At 69.8% G+C, this 15591-nt stretch carries 18 protein-coding genes; 12 read left to right on the forward strand and 6 right to left on the reverse strand.

The genetic code is table 11. The annotated features are described in order from the left end of the window. Window positions 1-5 precede the first annotated feature (5 nt). Window positions 6-770 (reverse strand): 16S rRNA (uracil(1498)-N(3))-methyltransferase, encoded by a 765-nt coding sequence (locus IE246_RS19025; protein ID WP_189992586.1) that lies wholly within the window; start codon window positions 768-770, stop codon window positions 6-8. A 121-nt stretch (window positions 771-891) separates the two neighbouring features. On the opposite strand from IE246_RS19025, the gene IE246_RS19030 reads away from it, so the two are divergent. From IE246_RS19030 to IE246_RS19055, 6 genes are all read left to right on the forward strand, one after another. Further along, the gene (locus IE246_RS19030; RefSeq protein ID WP_189992588.1) at window positions 892-1269 is read left to right on the forward strand and encodes a hypothetical protein; all 378 of its coding nucleotides are present in this window, start codon (window positions 892-894) and stop codon (window positions 1267-1269) included. Next, window positions 1259-1708, forward strand: a complete 450-nt coding sequence (locus IE246_RS19035; protein WP_189992590.1) for a YaiI/YqxD family protein — start codon at window positions 1259-1261, stop codon at window positions 1706-1708. The genes IE246_RS19030 and IE246_RS19035 overlap by 11 nt, the downstream gene beginning before the upstream one ends. Before the next feature lie 97 nt (window positions 1709-1805). After that, window positions 1806-2957, forward strand: a complete 1152-nt coding sequence (locus tag IE246_RS19040; protein WP_189992591.1) for a PQQ-dependent sugar dehydrogenase — start codon at window positions 1806-1808, stop codon at window positions 2955-2957. 169 nt (window positions 2958-3126) lie between these two features. Beyond that, the gene (locus IE246_RS19045) at window positions 3127-3552 is read left to right on the forward strand and encodes a hotdog domain-containing protein (protein WP_189992593.1); all 426 of its coding nucleotides are present in this window, start codon (window positions 3127-3129) and stop codon (window positions 3550-3552) included. A gap of 44 nt (window positions 3553-3596) precedes the next feature. Then, entirely contained in the window at window positions 3597-3971 is a 375-nt protein-coding gene (locus tag IE246_RS19050; RefSeq protein ID WP_189992595.1) for a cupin domain-containing protein, read from the forward strand. A gap of 29 nt (window positions 3972-4000) precedes the next feature. Then, on the forward strand, window positions 4001-4483 hold the full coding sequence (locus IE246_RS19055; protein ID WP_189992597.1) for a GNAT family N-acetyltransferase: 483 nt from the start codon (window positions 4001-4003) through the stop codon (window positions 4481-4483). Window positions 4484-4495: 12 nt separating this feature from the next. Here IE246_RS19055 and IE246_RS19060 read toward each other — a convergent pair whose 3' ends face one another. Continuing rightward, window positions 4496-5218: a sulfotransferase gene (locus IE246_RS19060; protein ID WP_189992599.1), complete on the reverse strand. Its 723-nt coding sequence runs from the start codon at window positions 5216-5218 to the stop codon at window positions 4496-4498. Window positions 5219-5370: 152 nt separating this feature from the next. On the opposite strand from IE246_RS19060, the gene IE246_RS19065 reads away from it, so the two are divergent. Continuing rightward, on the forward strand, window positions 5371-6585 hold the full coding sequence (locus IE246_RS19065) for a hypothetical protein (protein WP_189992601.1): 1215 nt from the start codon (window positions 5371-5373) through the stop codon (window positions 6583-6585). A 19-nt stretch (window positions 6586-6604) separates the two neighbouring features. Here IE246_RS19065 and IE246_RS19070 read toward each other — a convergent pair whose 3' ends face one another. From IE246_RS19070 to IE246_RS19080, 3 genes are all read right to left on the reverse strand, one after another. Continuing rightward, window positions 6605-7567, reverse strand: a complete 963-nt coding sequence (locus IE246_RS19070; RefSeq protein WP_189992603.1) for a class I SAM-dependent methyltransferase — start codon at window positions 7565-7567, stop codon at window positions 6605-6607. Between the two features lie 115 nt (window positions 7568-7682). After that, window positions 7683-8156: an ureidoglycolate lyase gene (locus IE246_RS19075; RefSeq protein ID WP_189992605.1), complete on the reverse strand. Its 474-nt coding sequence runs from the start codon at window positions 8154-8156 to the stop codon at window positions 7683-7685. A 3-nt stretch (window positions 8157-8159) separates the two neighbouring features. Then, window positions 8160-8693 carry a gamma-glutamylcyclotransferase family protein gene (locus IE246_RS19080; RefSeq protein WP_189992607.1) on the reverse strand — a complete coding sequence of 178 codons (534 nt, stop codon included), beginning with the start codon at window positions 8691-8693 and terminating at the stop codon, window positions 8160-8162. 151 nt (window positions 8694-8844) lie between these two features. On the opposite strand from IE246_RS19080, the gene IE246_RS19085 reads away from it, so the two are divergent. The 4 genes from IE246_RS19085 to hemH all read left to right on the forward strand — a co-directional run bounded on the left by IE246_RS19085 (window position 8845) and on the right by hemH (window position 13354). After that, the gene (locus IE246_RS19085; RefSeq protein WP_229837382.1) at window positions 8845-10017 is read left to right on the forward strand and encodes a quaternary amine ABC transporter ATP-binding protein; all 1173 of its coding nucleotides are present in this window, start codon (window positions 8845-8847) and stop codon (window positions 10015-10017) included. Between the two features lie 4 nt (window positions 10018-10021). Then, window positions 10022-10981, forward strand: a complete 960-nt coding sequence (locus IE246_RS19090; protein WP_189992609.1) for an ABC transporter permease — start codon at window positions 10022-10024, stop codon at window positions 10979-10981. 92 nt (window positions 10982-11073) lie between these two features. Next, the gene (gene proX / locus IE246_RS19095; protein WP_189992611.1) at window positions 11074-12111 is read left to right on the forward strand and encodes a glycine betaine/L-proline ABC transporter substrate-binding protein ProX; all 1038 of its coding nucleotides are present in this window, start codon (window positions 11074-11076) and stop codon (window positions 12109-12111) included. A 178-nt stretch (window positions 12112-12289) separates the two neighbouring features. Then, window positions 12290-13354, forward strand: a complete 1065-nt coding sequence (gene hemH / locus IE246_RS19100) for a ferrochelatase (protein WP_189992613.1) — start codon at window positions 12290-12292, stop codon at window positions 13352-13354. Between the two features lie 5 nt (window positions 13355-13359). Here hemH and IE246_RS19105 read toward each other — a convergent pair whose 3' ends face one another. Next, on the reverse strand, window positions 13360-15108 hold the full coding sequence (locus tag IE246_RS19105) for a mechanosensitive ion channel family protein (protein ID WP_189992615.1): 1749 nt from the start codon (window positions 15106-15108) through the stop codon (window positions 13360-13362). On the opposite strand from IE246_RS19105, the gene IE246_RS19110 reads away from it, so the two are divergent. Continuing rightward, the gene (locus IE246_RS19110) at window positions 15095-15589 is read left to right on the forward strand and encodes a type II toxin-antitoxin system CcdA family antitoxin (protein WP_189992617.1); all 495 of its coding nucleotides are present in this window, start codon (window positions 15095-15097) and stop codon (window positions 15587-15589) included. The genes IE246_RS19105 and IE246_RS19110 overlap by 14 nt on opposite strands. The last annotated feature ends 2 nt before the right edge of the window (window positions 15590-15591 follow it).

Consider the following 15591-nt stretch of genomic DNA (forward strand, 5'->3'; position numbering starts at 1 on the left):
CGCACTCAATCGGTTGAGGTCCGCCAATCGCCGGCTACCGCCTGCCAGACGGCAAGCGCCGCCAACGCGGCGGTATCGGCACGCAGGAGCCGAGGCCCCAGACCGACGGCGGTAACAAAGGGCAGCGACCGGAGGCGGTCAAGTTCCTCCTCGGCAAAGCCTCCTTCCGGTCCGATCACGAATCCGGCACGCTGGCGCATTGCCGGCCCGGCGGCGGCCAGGGCCTCGGCGATTCCGGGCACGCCGCCGGCCGCACCGGTCTCGTCGCACAGCAGCATCGGCCGGTCGGCCGGCCACTGCTCGATCATCCGGTCCAGGGTCGTCGGCTCCCGCACTTCGGGAACGGTCAGGCGCTCCGACTGCTCGGCCGCCTCGACCGCGTTGGCGGCCAGCCGGTCGGTATTCACCCGGTCGACCATGGTGCGGCGGGTCATGATCGGCCACAGCACCGAGACGCCGAGCTCGGCGGCCTTCTGGGCGGTGAAGTCGATGCGGGCGCGCTTGATCGGCGCGAAGGCGAGCCAGAGGTCCGGTTCCGGCCGCTGATCGCGGGTCCGGCGCTCGGCGGTCAGGGTCGCGCGGGACTTGGCGAGGCCGTCGATCCGGGCCAGCCACTCGCCGTCGCGGCCGTTGAACAGCGCCACCGCCTCGCCGGGGCCCAGCCGCAGCACGCTGCGCAGGTAGTGGGCCTGCCCGCCGTCGAGCTCGACCGCGACGCCCTCGGCCAGGGGCGCCGTGACGTACAGCCGGGTTTCGATGCCGTCCTTCATAGCGGGGGTGTAGCGCCCGGCCCGGCCGGGGACAAGCGCGGCCCGATCCTGTCGGATCCGGCCGCCCGCAACTGGCCCGCTTCCTGCTGCAACTGGCCCGCTTCCTGCTAGTGTTTGCGATATGCGGATTCCGTTCCTGTCACGCCCCAGCACCCCGGTCGTCGAGCGTCGCCGGCAGCCCCGCCTGCGGCCGCACGGCGACAGCTACGCCCGGATCGACGGCCGCGACTTCGCGCTCCGGAACTGGTCCGAGGACGGCCTGCTGATCGCCCCCTATGTCGGGGCGCTGGTGCCCGGCCAGCGGGCGACGCTGGCGGTGGTGATCCGGGACTGGCACGATCCCGACGGAACCCTGTGCCTGGAGAACCTCGCCGTGACCATCCTGCGTATCGACGGCCTCGGCATGGCCGTCCGGTTCCGCGGACTCGAGCGCTACAAGGCGGCCGCCCTGCGGGAACACTACCGACGCAAGAGCCGGAGCCCGAAGCGTGGCCGATAGCCGCCCGGAGATCTACGTCGACGCCGATGCCTGCCCGGTGCGCGAGGAGGTGCTGCGGGTGGCCGAGCGCCACGGCCTCGTGGTGCATCTCGTCAGCAACCGCGGGTTCCGGACCACCGACCGGCCGAACGTCCGCAACGTCCTGGTGTCCGACCGGCTCGACGCCGCCGACGACTGGATCGCCGAGCGCATCGGCCCCGGCGACGTGGCGGTGACCGGCGACATCCCGCTGGCCGCGCGCTGCCTGGAGCGCGGCGCCCGGGTCCTCGACCACAAGGGCAAGCCGTTCACCGAGCAGGGCATCGGCATGGCGCTGGCGATGCGCGACCTGATGAGCGACCTGCGGGCGATGGGCGAGGTCTCCGGCGGCGGGCCGGGCTTCACCAAGCAGGACCGGTCGCGCTTTCTGGAAGCCCTGGAACGGGCGGTGCGGCCATAGCGTCGCAGGGCTTGGAACGGCCTGCGCCGACGCCACCTAATCCCAGGGGGCCGTGCTCCGGCTCCCCCGGGTCGATGGGCGATGACGGAGGCGGGCGATGCGGTTGACGGTGGCACTGATGGCCCTGGCGGCCGGGGGCGCCTTGTTGACGGCGTCGCCCGGCGTCGGAGCGGCGACCCGGGCGCAGGCGAAGGCCTGCGAGCTGGTGGCCGAGGCTCGCGCGACCGGGCTGGAGCATCCCTGGGGGCTGGCATTCCTGCCGTACGGCCGGGCCCTGGTGACCGAACGCCCGGGCCGCCTGCGCCTGGTCGACCCGTCGACCGGCTGGAGCACGGTGGTCGAGGGGACGCCCGACGTCGTCGCGCGCGGCCAGGGCGGGCTGCTGGACGTCGCCCTGCATCCGGGGTTCGCGGAGAACCGTCTGGTCTACCTGTCCTACTCGGCCGGCTATGGCGGTGGCGCCGGCACCGGGGTGGCGCGCGGCCGGCTCGTGCTGGACGCGACGCCGCCGCGGCTGGAGCGTCTGGAGACGATCTTCCGCATCAACCGGCCGAGCGGCACCACGCGGCACTTCGGGTCGCGGCTGGTGTTCGACCCCGACGGCTACCTGTTCGTGACCGTCGGCGACCGCGGCGAGGCCGAGCGCGCCCAGGACCCGGCCGACCACGCCGGCTCGGTGCTGCGGCTGCGCGACGACGGCTCGGCCCCCGCCGACAACCCGTTCGCGGGCGGTGGCGGTGCGCCCGAGGCCTGGAGCACGGGACACCGCAACCCGCAGGGCATGGCCTGGGACCGGGAGCGCGACCGGCTGTGGGCGGTCGAGCACGGGGCCCGCGGCGGCGACGAGATCAACCTGCCGCAGCGCGGCCGCAACTACGGCTGGCCAACGATCTCCTACGGCGTGCACTACTCGGGGCTGCCGATCGGCGAGGGCACGGCGGCACCGGGCCTGGAGCAGCCGGTGTACTACTGGGATCCGTCGATCGCGCCGTCCGGCCTGGCGGTGGTGACGGGCGACCTGTTCCCGGCGTGGCGCGGCGACCTGCTGGTCGGGGCGCTCAAGGACCAGATGCTGGTGCATCTGACGGTCGAGGGCGACCGGGTGGTCGGCGAGGAGCGGCTGTTCCGCCGGTCGTTCGGCCGCGTGCGGGACGTGCGCATGGGACCCGACGGCGCGATCTGGCTGCTGACCGACGAGCCGGACGGCAAGCTGATTCGCATCGCGCCGGCCGCCGGGACCTGCGGCTGACGCCGGCCGCCCGGCCCGCCGATCCCGGCAATGCAACGTTCCCGGCGGCTGCGGTCGCCGGTTATTGATTTGTTAATGTTGCGATGCAACATATCGGGCCAACAAGAGCATCCCGGGACGGAAGCGCATACCCGAGAGACGGGCTCGGTTGTACCCTGAGGAGGCTCCGATGAGCCCGCTGACCCGAAGCGCCGCGGCGATCGCCGAACCGGCGGACGACATGACCCCGGCGGGAGAGCCGTCGGGCGGACGCTTCACGGTTCCGCGCAACGCCGGCACCGGCTGGCTCCGGTCGATGATGCAGGAGGCCGCCGCGGGCGTCGCGGCCCGTCTGGCCCACGGCCCGGCGCAGCCGGTCGCGATTTCGAAGATCGAGTTCCTGCAGGACATTGTCGGCGGGGACATGCTGCGCTGCGACCTCGAGGACGTGCGGTACGGCGCGACGTCGGTCACCCTGACGGTCGTCGTGTGGCTGGAGATCGGCCTCGAGCTCAGCAAGGTGACGGCGGCGACCTACACCTTCATCGCCGTTGACGGCGACGGCCGGCCGCGGCCGGTTCACGAACCGGTCAGCGGGGTTGGTTCCGGCGATTAGGCTTGCCATGATCCGGCCGCCCGCAGCCCAGCCGGAGATGCATCATGGACGCCGCCGACCTGATCCAGCACGCCGACTCGATCGCGACCTATTCACCGCCGCTGCACGACGGCACCGTCAACCGGCGGCTGGTCGAGGCCGCGGTCGGGGCCGGCGTCGAGGTGATCGAGGGGCGGCTGGAGCCGGGCGGCACCGCCAGCCGGCACAAGCACCGCGATTCATGGCAGATCATCCTGTTCCGGAAGGGCCGCGCCCGGGTCGAACTCGGTGACGAGGTGGTGCAGGAGGTCGGCCCCGGCACGGTCGTCCGGATCCCGCCGATGATGCCGCACTACGTCGAGATCCTCGGCGACGAGACCGCCGAGCTGATCGTGATCTACAGCCCGCCGCTCGGCCCGGACGGCTTCATCCCGGCCTGACGGGGCCGGCCTGACGGGAGATCGTCGCCATGCCGAGTCCCGCAAGCGGGATCGCCTTCGTGCGCCTGCCGGATGTTCCGCTCGACGACCTCGTCGCGCACATGACCGATCCCCGGGTCGCGGCGCACATGCCGCTCCTCAAGCCCGGCTGGGACCGGCAGCACGCCGCCCGGTTCGTCGAGGCCAAGGAGGCGTGCTGGCGCCGCGACGGCCTCGGCCACTGGGCGATCCTGTGCGACGGCGCCTATGTCGGCTGGGGCGGCTTCCAGAAGGAGGGCGACGACTGGGATTTCGGGCTCGTGCTGAAGCCCGACCGGTTCGGGCTCGGCATGCGGATCGCCCGGCAGGCGCTGGCGTTCGCCCGGGGCGACGGGCGGATTCCCTACGTCACCTTCCTGCTGCCGCCTTCGCGCAAGCGCCTGGGGGCCCTCGCGCGGCTCGGAGCGCGGTTCCTCGGCGAGGTCGAGTACGACGGCGTGGGATTCCTGAAGTACCGGCTCGAGACGGCGTGATGGCCGTCCAGGCTACCCGTAGCCCCACTTGGCGACGTCAATGCCCCATTCGCGCCCGAACCGGACGATGTCCGGCGCGAGGCGTTCGCGCAGGAAGCTCCTCTGCCCGGGCGTGAAGATCATGTCCGTGCTCAGCCGGCTCTGCGATCGATTGCTGTGCGGGAGAATGCGGACGTGATCCGAGGCAGGCAGGTCCAGCCAGGCGAGGATGCGGGAAAGCGTCGCGCTCGCCGGGTCGGTCACCTCGTCGTAGTCGAGGACTGCGAGATCGCAGCCCGGCCAGCCGGACCGAAACCGATCGAGCTGATCGGCATAGCGGGAGAAGCATTCGATCATCGTCAGATACCGGAAGCGGTTGTCCGGGGTTACGAGGCCGTCGTCGATGTGCTGACGGATATGCGAGGCCATCCGGTCGATCGGATTCCGGGCAATGAAGATGAACCGGAACCGGCGGCCGCTGCGGCGCATGCGCGCGGCGACGGCTTCCGGATCCGTCAGCGGCGCCTTGGTGTAGGCCGTGCTCGCCTCGAGCGCGTAGGCATGCCGCGCGGGATCGAAGTCGAACAGCGCGTCGTATTCCGCGAAGGCTTCGCAGGAAGGATCGGCTTCCCGGCAGAAGAACGCCGGCTCCTTGAGGCGGGCCGGCGCGATCATCGGATGAAGCGCAAGCGCGTCGAACACGCTGCTCGTCGCGGATTTCATGGCCCCGAGGATGATGCAATGGGCAGCGGTCATGATGCAGGTTCTACTGTGTGCAGCCGCACGGCGACAACGCTGGGACCACGGCAGGAGGCGGTCGTGCGGAGCAGCCGATGCCGGGACGAGGCTTCGGACCGTTGAAGCGAAGGGATCGGTGTTCATTGGTACGTGACGGAGCCAACCGAGGGGTGGCGCTGGTTCTCCCCTGGCTGGAGCAGGGGCTGGACAGGGACCTCTACCAGCTGGACTACCGGTGCATGCAGGCGGCCCTGGTGGACCGCGGCTATGCCGTCCGGCTGGTCGATCCGCTCGATTCCCGGAGCCTCCGGGAGGTCCTTGCGGCACCGGAGTTTCCCCTGATCCTGACGGTCCGCAGCCAGGCCAAGGATTGGCCGGTACCCGTGAGCGGCACAGCCGAGTTCCAGGCGATTCGGGACAAGACGCTGGTCACCCTGATCGGCAACCCGCCCTACTACGACGGGTCGACCGGCTTCCACGACAGCGTGTTTCGTCGAAAGCTCGCGATGCTCATGGACCACGACACGCTGGATTATGCGCACGGCGTGAACCGGTCCGGGGCCCGGCTGCTGCCGTACCGCCCCGCCTTCAACGACATCGGCCTCGAGGACGAGGCACAGTGGCTCCCGACGTCCCGGCGGCCGGTACCCATCCTGTTCGTCGGAACCTGCGACGACCCCGAACGCTTCCGGGAGGCTTGGCGGGCTCTGTTCGACCGGTTCCCGCAAGTGGTGCGCTCGATCGAGGGGGCAGCCGAACTGCTTGGCGCGACCTGCGCACTGCCGGTCGTGCGGGCCCTCGAGCGAACGACCGCCGACCTGGGTCTCGATCTCGACCTGCGAAGCAGGGCCGGGCGTCTGGCGCTCACGCTTCTCACCCGGTTCACGACCAGCCAGGCGCGCCGGCGGTTGCTTGCCCGGTTGGCGGGCTATCCGTCCCTGATCGTCACGGCCGGTGCGGTCGATCTGCAGAAGCGGCACGCGGACTGCGTCGTCGCGGGACCGATGGCCTTCGCCGGGATCCTGGACCTCATGAAGCGAACGCGCTGCCTGATCGCGTTGAACCCCAACAGCATGACCGGCGCCATCAGCGAACGCGTCACGAACGCCATGCGACGAGGTGCGGTCGTGGTCAACGCGCCGAATTCCGCGATGCAGAGATACGACGGAACCAGCGTCGGGCTGTTGGGACCGTCGATGGAGGGCCTGACCGACTGGCTCGATGCGGCGACCGCCGGCGATCCGGTTCTCGACGATCTCGGCGAGGCGGCCGTGCGGGTCGCCGGAGCGGAGTTCCGAATGGATGACGCTATCGACGCGATACTCCGCCACGCCTCGGATCCGGCCACGTGGGACCAGCCGCAGGCAGCGAGGGTGGTGTCCTAGGCGGCCGGAACGCCGTGCCTCACCGGCGCTTCAGCAGGACGTCGTAGCGGTAGTGGGCGGCATAGTACCGGGCGTTCATCGGGAGGATCGTCGCCGTCCATCCGGTCTTGGCCGAAAGCGAATGGATCTCGTCCTCGGTTCTCCAGATTCCAAGCGGACTGGCCGAATCGTTCTCGATGCCCGCGACACGGTCGCGGTCTCCGAAGAAGGCGTCGATCCGGCGCTTGTCGGGCAGATTCCCGAGGAACACGCGCTTCACCTCGACGAAGCGCTGGCGAAGCAGTTCCAGCAGCTCCTGGGCGTCAGCCGGCGGGAGGTACTGGAAGCCACCGTGGCAGACGGCCTTGGTGAAGCCCGCCGTGTCGTCCGCGTTCCGGGCGTAGTCGACGACGTCCTGCAGCCGGAACGCCTCCTGCGGGCGCCGTACGAAGTGCCTGTTCGCCACCGTGATCAGCGTCTCGCAGAAATCGACCCCGAGGCCTCCGCCGCAGGCCGCAAAGAACTCCGTCGTCAGGGCCCCGTTGCCGCAGCAGAGATCCAGGACGCGATCCGCCGCCTCCAAGGACAACCCGCTCCGCACCGACTGGACGATCATCGCGATCTGTTCCGGCGATACCGGCGTGCCGGCGACCGTGTGCTTCACCTGTGCGTAGAAGTTGTCCGGCGCGCAGGCACGCGCATGCATCTCGTAGCTGTCCCGAACGCAAGCCCTTGCCGCTCGCCGGCTTTCCTTCGGTATCACTGCGCAGCTTCCCCCACCGCCGATCCCGGGATGCCTCGACAGCGACGCGCCGAAGCCGCTCGCCAACGGCCGGACGTGACAGCGGATCTCGAAGACATCGTCCGCGAACTGCCTGGCGTGAAACGGCGCTACCGTGCCGGGGAGCGCGGCACAGGACGGAAGTCCGTCATGCCTGAGCCCGGCGACGCCGTCCTCGGAGTTGTGTCGGACGGACGCCCCCCACCCGATCGGCTTGTCCACCCCTGACGGACGACAGGCTACCCGGACACCACACCGTTCGAAAGCCCGAATGCCGTGACGACCTCCCCGTCGCCCCTTTCGCTCGTCGGTGCCGGTGTCCGGCCTCGGGCCGGGCCTACAGGCTCAGTTCGACCTCGACCGGCAGGTCGGCCCAGTCCTCGTCGCGGTCGCCGCCGTCGTTGAACATGACGGTGGCGAACACGGCGTCGCGGTCGAGCACCGTCATCGGGTGGTGCCAGACGCCGGCGCGGTAGTTGATGCCGGTGCGGCCGTCGACCAGGAACAGCCGGGCCCCGGACAGGTCCGGTCCGCCATCGGCCGCGTCCGGCGCCACCATCACCACGTAGCGTGCGACGTCGACCGGCAGGAACGCCTGGCTGGAGAACGCGTGGCGCTCCATCACCCGGGTCTTCAGCGGCAGCGAACTCGGCGCCGTCAGGCTGGTCCGGAAGCACACCGACGCCTTGCCCGGCCGCAGGTTCTCGGCGAACGCCGAGTAGTCGACGCGGCCCGCTTCCGTCGGCAGCGCCAGGAGCTGGCCGAACGGCGCGAACGCCGCCTCGGTGATCGGTTCGGCGACCAGGCGCATGCTTCAGCCCTCCGCGGCCGGTGCGAGTTCGGGAGTGACGACCAGGATGCCCTCGGCCTGCAGGCGCTCGCGCTCCCGCGTCCAGAGCGCATCCGCCTCGATCGCCGTCAGGCGGCCGTAGAAGTTCATGTAGATCCGCGAGAGTTCCAGGAAGCCGGGCTTGTGACGGATGGCCCAGCGCTCCAGCTCCCAGAGTTCGTCGGAGCCCAGCACGCCGTCCTCGGCGCCGCAGAACGTCGCCTCTACGACCTGCCCGTCGAGCAGGGTCGGCCGGCACGGTGCGAGGTCGTAGTCGTAGTCCTCGAAGTACAGGATCCGGGCATCCTCTTCGGCGGAGGCGGTCGTGAACACGTAGCCCTCGACGGCGCGGGACGGGTCCTCGACCAGGATCGGGAAGCTGTCGCGCAGGATCCGCACCCGCCGGTACCCGGGCAGCCGGGCCGGCGCCAGCGCGGCGGGCGCGACCGGGCGGTCGAGCACCAGCTCCAGCACATCCCGGTCCATCAGGGTTCCGAAGAAGAAGTACCGCGTGCTCATCGAGGCAGTCTCCCTGGGGTGCGCCCCTCCCGGGAACGGCGGCGGACCATACAGTCAGCGGGGCGGTGGCTCAACGGACTCCAATGGGGGCGGCAACCCGTCGCGATCCCGTTGCCGAGAAAACGGTTGACGCACACGAAATGCTACCTAGGTGGCAACGCAACGGCCCGAAAGTCCGGATTCGGTAATCGGGACTTCGTTTCAACGACGATTGAGGTTCGGTTTGGTCTGTCGGGATGGCGTTGATCAAAGAAGGCCAAGAATTAAGGTCGATAATCTCGTTAAGATATTTGGTGGTTCGCCCGAAGAAGCGCTCGAATTGCGCAAATCGGGCTTGCGGCGCGACGATGTTCAGGCCAGGACGGGTCAAGTTCTGGCCGTTGACGGGGTGTCGTTCGACGTTCCCGAGGGCAGTTTCTTCGTCGTGATGGGCTTGTCCGGGTCGGGCAAGTCCACGCTGATCCGCTGCCTGAACCGGTTGATCGAGCCGACCGCCGGCCAGGTCCTGATCGACGGCGAGGACGTCACCTCGCTCGACGACGAGGCGTTGCGAGCGCTGCGGCGGAACAAGATCGGCATGGTGTTCCAGCACTTCGCCCTGCTGCCGCACAAGACGGTCCGCGAGAACGTCGAATTCGGCCTCAAGATCCGAGGGGTCGGCTCCGAGGAACGACGCGCCGCCGCCGACGAGGCGCTCGACGTGGTCGGGCTGGCGCGCTGGGGCGACTACAAGCCCGGTGCGTTGTCCGGCGGCATGAAGCAGCGGGTCGGCCTGGCCCGGGCGCTCGCCTCGCAGACCGACATCCTGCTGATGGACGAACCGTTCTCGGCGCTCGATCCGCTGATCCGGCGCGACATGCAGGACGAGATGCTCGAGCTGCAGCGCCGGTTCCGGAAGACTGTCGTGTTCATCACCCACGACCTGCACGAGGCCCTGCATCTCGGCGATCGGATCGCCATCATGAAGGAAGGCCGGTTCGTGCAGACGTCGACGCCCGAGGACATCGTCCGGGCGCCGGAGGATCCGTATGTCGCGGCGTTCACCCAGGACGTCGACCGCGGCCGGGTGGTGACTGCGGCGACGCTCATGCGCGAACCCATCGAAGTTGGCCGCACGGCGGACGCGACGGTCGCGGCCGACGCGCCGATCGCCACCGCCTACGCCGCCTGCGAGGAGGGCCTGCCGGTGCCGGTGCTCGACGACGCCGGCCGCTGCGTCGGCGCCCTGCATCCGACCGACGTGTTCTCCGAGCTGGCCCGAAACCCCGAGGCAGAATCCGAAACGGGAGCGCCGTCGGCCGTCCGGCCGTCCGCGTCCGCGTGACATCATGACCGATCCGCTTCCCCGCCCGTCGGACCTGCTGACCCTGCCGCTCGACGACTGGATCGAGTGGCTGGTGAAGGACCAGATGGTGCCGGCGCTGCGCCCGGTGTTCCAGGCGATGCAGTGGCCGGTGAACCAGATGCTCGGCGGCCTCGAGGTCGGGCTGCTGGCGATTCCGTTCCTGGTGTTCCTCGCCGTCGGCTGCGCGCTGGCCTGGCGGGTTGCCGGCCGCAACGTCGCGCTCTTCACCGCCGCGTCGATGGTGTTCCTGGACACGGTCGGGATCTGGGAAGAGAGCATGACGACGCTCTCCATGGTGCTGACCGCCGTGTTCTTCTGCGCCCTGGTCGGTGTGCCGCTCGGCATCTGGGCCGGCCGCAGCGACCGGTTCGCCGCCGGCATCCGCCCGGTGCTCGACATCATGCAGACCACACCGGCCTTCGTTTACCTTGTGCCGGTGGTCATGTTGTTCGGCGTCGGCATGGTGCCGGGCGTGATCGCCACGATCATCTTCTCGATGCCGCCGATCATCCGCCTGACCAACCTCGGCATCCGCCAGGTTTCCGGTGACCTGGTCGAGGCCGGGCATGCGTTCGGCGCGACGCCGCGGCAGATGCTGTTCGAGATCCAGATTCCGCTGGCGCTGCGCGCCATTCTGGCCGGCCTGAACCAGACCCTGATGCTGTCGCTGTCGATGGTGGTGATCGCCGCCCTGATCGGCGCCGAGGGGCTCGGCCTGATCGTGTTCCAGGGCATCGGACGCCTCGACGTCGGCCTCGCCGCGCTCGGCGGCATCGGCATCGTCCTGATCGCCATCGTGCTGGACCGGCTGACCCAGGCGGTCGGCGACGAGCAGGGCGAGCAGCGCAGCTTCCGCGCGCTGTTCGCCAGGCTTCTCGGCCGGACCGCCGGCGACGCAGAGGCGTCCGGCCCGGCCACCGAACCGAATTCGCGCGGCGCCTGAGCGGGGCGCCGCCGCGATCGTTCCCGGCGCGTGCCACAGCGCCGGAGCCCGCTCACAACGCAACGAAACGCAAGACGACCAAGGAGGTTCACATGCGTTACGCTCCAGCGGTGAAGGGCATCGCCGCCACTGCGATGGCCGCAGCCCTTCTGATTGCGCCCCAGGGCGCTTCGGCCGCCGGTCCCGGCGACGGCGTGACCGTCACCCCGGCCCGCGCCACCTGGGACACCGGCTGGTTCCAGACCGCGATCTACGGCAAGGCGCTCGAGGCCCTCGGCTATACGGTCGAGAAGCCGAAGTCGCTCGACAACCCGGTATTCTACCAGGCGGTCGCCAGCGGTGACGTCGACTTCTGGGTGAACGGCTGGTTCCCGCTGCACAACAGCTACGAGGACGACTTCGCCAGCGGCGCCCGGACGCACGGATACGTCGCCAAGGGCGGCGCGCTGCAGGGCTACCTGGTCGACAAGGCCTCGGCCGACAAGTACGGCATCAGGAGCCTCGGGGACTTCAAGCGTCCGGAGGTCCGTCAGGCCTTCGACAGCAACGGCGACGGCAAGGCCGACATGGTCGCCTGTCCGCCGGGCTGGGGCTGCGAGCTGGTCATCGAGCATCAGCTCGATGCCTATGACCTGCGCGACTACATCAACCCGATCAAGGCCGGCTACTCGGCCTCGATGGCCGACGCCATCGGGCGCTACGAGGAAGGCAAGCCGATCCTGTTCTACACCTGGACGCCGAACTGGACCGTCGGCCTGCTGAAGCCGGGCAAGGACGTGGTGTGGATCGGGACGCCGTTCCCGTCGCTGCCGGACGACCAGAAACAGTACGAGGACCTGACCACGGTGGCCGGCGTGGCCGGTTGCGTCGAGGATCCGTGCAGGATGGGCTGGCCGGCCAACGATATCCGGCCGGTCGTCAACGCGGACTTCCTGGAGGCGAATCCTGCGGCGGCCACGCTGTTCAAGGTGATGCGGATCCCGCTTCAGGACATCTTCGCGCAGAACGCCAAGATGTTCGCGGGCCAGGACAAGCCGGAGGACATCCAGCGCCACGCCGACGAGTGGATCGCGGCGAACCGGGACACCTTCGACTCGTGGATCGAGAAGGCCGAGGCCGCGTCGTCGTGACGCCCCGGCTCGCTTGACCATAAGATCGTTCGTCAGGGGCGGCGGTGCCGAAAGGGGCCGCCGCCCCGTCGATTCCGGACCGTGTTCCGCCCGGCCTATCGCTGCAATCGGCAACCCGCAATTGACGTCGGCGTCGCTTGCGCACATGTCGTGTCGGCCTGAAAGGAGATCGCCGACCATGTCCGTGCGCACCGTCGCCGCCGTTCCCGGCGTGCCCGACCACCCGACCGTCCGGCTCGGCCGGATCGGCGTCCTTCTGGTCAACCTCGGCACACCGGACTCGACCAGCATCCCGGACATCCGCCGCTATCTGGCGGAGTTCCTGTCCGACCGCCGGGTGATCGACGTCAACCCGGTGCTGTGGAAGCTGATCCTGCACGGCGTGATCCTGCGCACCCGGCCGCCGAAGACCGCCGAGGCCTATCGGGCGATCTGGCTGGCCGAGACCGACGAGTCGCCGCTGCGCTTCCACACCCGGGCGACCGCCGAGGCGCTGCAGGCCCGGCTCGACCCGGAGGCCGAGACCGTACGGGTCGACTGGGCGATGCGCTACGGCAACCCGGCGATCCGCGCCCGCATGCAGGCGCTGCAGGACGAGGGCTGCGACCGCATCCTGGTGCTGCCGCTGTACCCGCAATACGCCGCCTCGACGACCGCCACCGTGGTCGACGAGGTCGCCCGCCACCTGCTCGACGCGCGCTGGCAGCCGGCGGTCCGCACGGTGCCGGCGTTCCACGACGACCCGGCCTATATCGAGGCGGTCGCCGCGGGGATCGAGACGCATCTCGGGACCCTGGACTGGCAGCCGGAGGTCATCCTGGCGTCGTTCCACGGCCTGCCGAAGCGCTACCTGACCCTCGGCGACCCGTACCACTGCCACTGCGCCAAGACCGCCCGGCTGCTGCGCACCCGGCTCGGCCTCGACGAGAGCCGGCTGCGGCTGACCTTCCAGTCGCGGTTCGGGCGCGAGGAGTGGCTGCAGCCCTACACCGACGAGACCATCGAAACCCTGGCGCAGTCCGGGGTGAAGCGGCTGGCGGTGGTCATGCCGGGCTTCGTCGCCGACTGCGTCGAGACCCTGGAGGAGATCGCCATCCAGGCCCGCGAGACCTTCGAGGAGGCCGGCGGCACCCATTTCACGGCGATCCCCTGCCTGAACTCCGGCGCCGACGCCGTCACCCTGTACGAGACCCTGGTCCGGCGCGAGCTGGCCGGCTGGTGGAAGGCCGAGGAGGTCGGGTAGCGGCGTCAGCCGCGGGCATCGGCGGCTGGGGACGGGGCAGAGAGCGCGACCGCGATCGGTGCGCTGCCCGGCTCGAGCACGGTGGTTCTGGTCGGGAAGGCGAAGCCGATCCCCTCCTGGGCGAACCGCTGCAGGATCCGCAGGTTGATCCGGTCGTGCGCCGCCTTGAAGGCCCAGAAATCCGGCGGGTGGAACCACGTGTAGGCGACCAGCGACAGGTTGTCCGCCGCCATGTCCTCGAAGTGCACCCGTGGCGGCATGTCGCCCCAGTGCGCGGCCTGTTCGTCGAGCACCTCGCGGATCACGGTCATCGCGCGCTCGACCCTGTCCGGCGGCGTGTCGTAGTTCAGTCCGAGGCGGATGACGCGGCGGATGTTCGGACGCAGGGACACGTTGTCGATCTCCACCGACGCCATCTTCTCGTTCGGGATCGTCGTCAGCGTGCCGTTGAGCTGGCGGATCCGGGTCGACCGCAGCCCGATGGACTCGACCAATCCCTCGTGGCCCATGACGGCGATCAGATCGCCGGTTCGATAGGGCTGGTCGAAGAAGATCATCAGGCTGCCGAGGACGTTCCGAAGCGTGTCCTGCGCGGCCAAGGCGATCGCCAGGCCGCCGACGCCGACGCCGGCGAGCAGGCCGACCAGCGGCAGTCCGATCTTCTCGCCGCCGATCAGGATCAGGGTTACGGCGAAGACCATCCCCAGGATGCGCGAGCACAGCCGCAGCACCTGCGCGTCCAGCGTCCCCTCCGCGACACGCGGGGATTCGATCACGATCTCGGCGACCGACACGCAGACCACCCAGGCGATCCAGGCCCCTATCAGGTGCAGAACAGCCTCGGCGCCGATCCTGATCGGCGTACCCAGCGCCTCGTTGACGGCAATGACGCCGTTCGCCACGACGGCGGCGAGCGGCACCAGGACGATGATTGCGAGTGGCACCAGCAGGCGGGTCAGTGCAGCACGCACCGCCGATCGCGTGCCGCACTGCCGTCGCAGGCGGCCCGATGCGTGGTGCGCCAGGACGATCAGCGCCACGACAAACAGCGCCAGCGCCGCCAGCGCCAGCAGTTTCCAGACGACCTGACCGAGGATGCCCGCCTTGAGCCAGTCGGGAAGGCCCTCGATTGCCTTGGGGGGTATCAGGACGCCACCGATCAGGCGACGTATCTCTACGAAATCGCTGGTCGGCACGGCGCGCCGGTAGGGCAGGCCCCGGACCAGGGCATAGGCGTCCGCCGCGAGGCTGACCGTATCGCCGCTGAACAGGTAGTCGCCGCGGCGCTCGCCCTCGGGGACCCGGATCAAGGTGATGTTGGTGCCGGGCAGCACCCAGCGCTCCGGCGGATCGGCGCCGGCGACCGCGTCCGGTCCCGGGAGACTGTCGGGCGCCGGCAGTTCAATGCGCGATAGGATCTCGTAGAGATAGATGCTGGCCTCGACCGCTACCTGGTCGCGGGCGGCCGGCGCGACGTTGCGGAGATCCAGGACCCGGTGCGCCGTTCGCAGGCGGGCGCGCACGGCCGCCTGCAGGTTGGCCCGCGTCGGATGAGGATAGTAGACGTCCCGGTAGAACCGGCCGATCGCGTCGGTGTTGTCGAGGAACCCGGTCAGGGTGGCGCGCGGACTCGACGTGTCGATCGGTTGCAGGGGATGCCGGACCTCGCCAGGAGCTGCCGGCTGCTGGGCGGCGGCCGGTACCGCTGCCGCCAGCACCAGGTACAGGACGGCGAGGACGATGCGCTGGATCATGGGCACCCTCATTGCGGCCACGGAACCCCCGGTGCCGCCGGTGACGGCGCCGGTCCTTCCCGGCATGCCGACGGCGGGCGCCGCTGGCAGCTTTGCCACCCGGCGTTTCCCGGTCAATGGTCGCAAGCGGGAGCCGGCGCCGACCCGGCCGCCCTGTCAGGGACGCTGGTCGCCGCGAGGTGACGGCCGGTGGGCTGGCGGCGCCGGTGGCGAGGGCGTAGACCTGATCTGCGATCAAGGGAGAACCCTGATGCCGAAGGCCCGGGTAACCGTATCGGTCGACAGCGATCTGCTCGAGCAGGCTAGGCAACGCTCGGTCGACCTGGACCGGGCCGCCGAGGTAGGCCTCCGTCGCGCTCTCGATCGCCAGGTCGACGACCGGCTCCAAGACTGGGTCGATCGGCACCGCGAAAACCTGGCTCGCAAGGCTGAGCGCGACCGTACCCAGGGCTTGGCGAACGAGCGGCTCCGGGCCTTCTGATT

It is taken from the genome of Thalassobaculum fulvum (assembly GCF_014652915.1).
GTDB classification, from domain to species: domain Bacteria; phylum Pseudomonadota; class Alphaproteobacteria; order Thalassobaculales; family Thalassobaculaceae; genus Thalassobaculum_A; species Thalassobaculum_A fulvum.

Coding starts and splice junctions, on each gene's coding strand:
- IE246_RS19025 (WP_189992586.1), bottom strand. CDS start 770: ATGAAGGACGGCATCGAAACCCGGCTGTACGTCACGGCGCCCCTGGCC.
- proX (WP_189992611.1), top strand. CDS start 11,074: ATGCGTTACGCTCCAGCGGTGAAGGGCATCGCCGCCACTGCGATGGCC.
- IE246_RS19075 (WP_189992605.1), bottom strand. CDS start 8,156: ATGCGCCTGGTCGCCGAACCGATCACCGAGGCGGCGTTCGCGCCGTTC.
- IE246_RS19040 (WP_189992591.1), top strand. CDS start 1,806: ATGCGGTTGACGGTGGCACTGATGGCCCTGGCGGCCGGGGGCGCCTTG.
- IE246_RS19110 (WP_189992617.1), top strand. CDS start 15,095: ATGCGCTGGATCATGGGCACCCTCATTGCGGCCACGGAACCCCCGGTG.
- IE246_RS19090 (WP_189992609.1), top strand. CDS start 10,022: ATGACCGATCCGCTTCCCCGCCCGTCGGACCTGCTGACCCTGCCGCTC.
- IE246_RS19105 (WP_189992615.1), bottom strand. CDS start 15,108: ATGATCCAGCGCATCGTCCTCGCCGTCCTGTACCTGGTGCTGGCGGCA.
- IE246_RS19055 (WP_189992597.1), top strand. CDS start 4,001: ATGCCGAGTCCCGCAAGCGGGATCGCCTTCGTGCGCCTGCCGGATGTT.
- IE246_RS19045 (WP_189992593.1), top strand. CDS start 3,127: ATGAGCCCGCTGACCCGAAGCGCCGCGGCGATCGCCGAACCGGCGGAC.
- IE246_RS19060 (WP_189992599.1), bottom strand. CDS start 5,218: ATGACCGCTGCCCATTGCATCATCCTCGGGGCCATGAAATCCGCGACG.
- IE246_RS19030 (WP_189992588.1), top strand. CDS start 892: ATGCGGATTCCGTTCCTGTCACGCCCCAGCACCCCGGTCGTCGAGCGT.
- IE246_RS19080 (WP_189992607.1), bottom strand. CDS start 8,693: ATGAGCACGCGGTACTTCTTCTTCGGAACCCTGATGGACCGGGATGTG.
- hemH (WP_189992613.1), top strand. CDS start 12,290: ATGTCCGTGCGCACCGTCGCCGCCGTTCCCGGCGTGCCCGACCACCCG.
- IE246_RS19050 (WP_189992595.1), top strand. CDS start 3,597: ATGGACGCCGCCGACCTGATCCAGCACGCCGACTCGATCGCGACCTAT.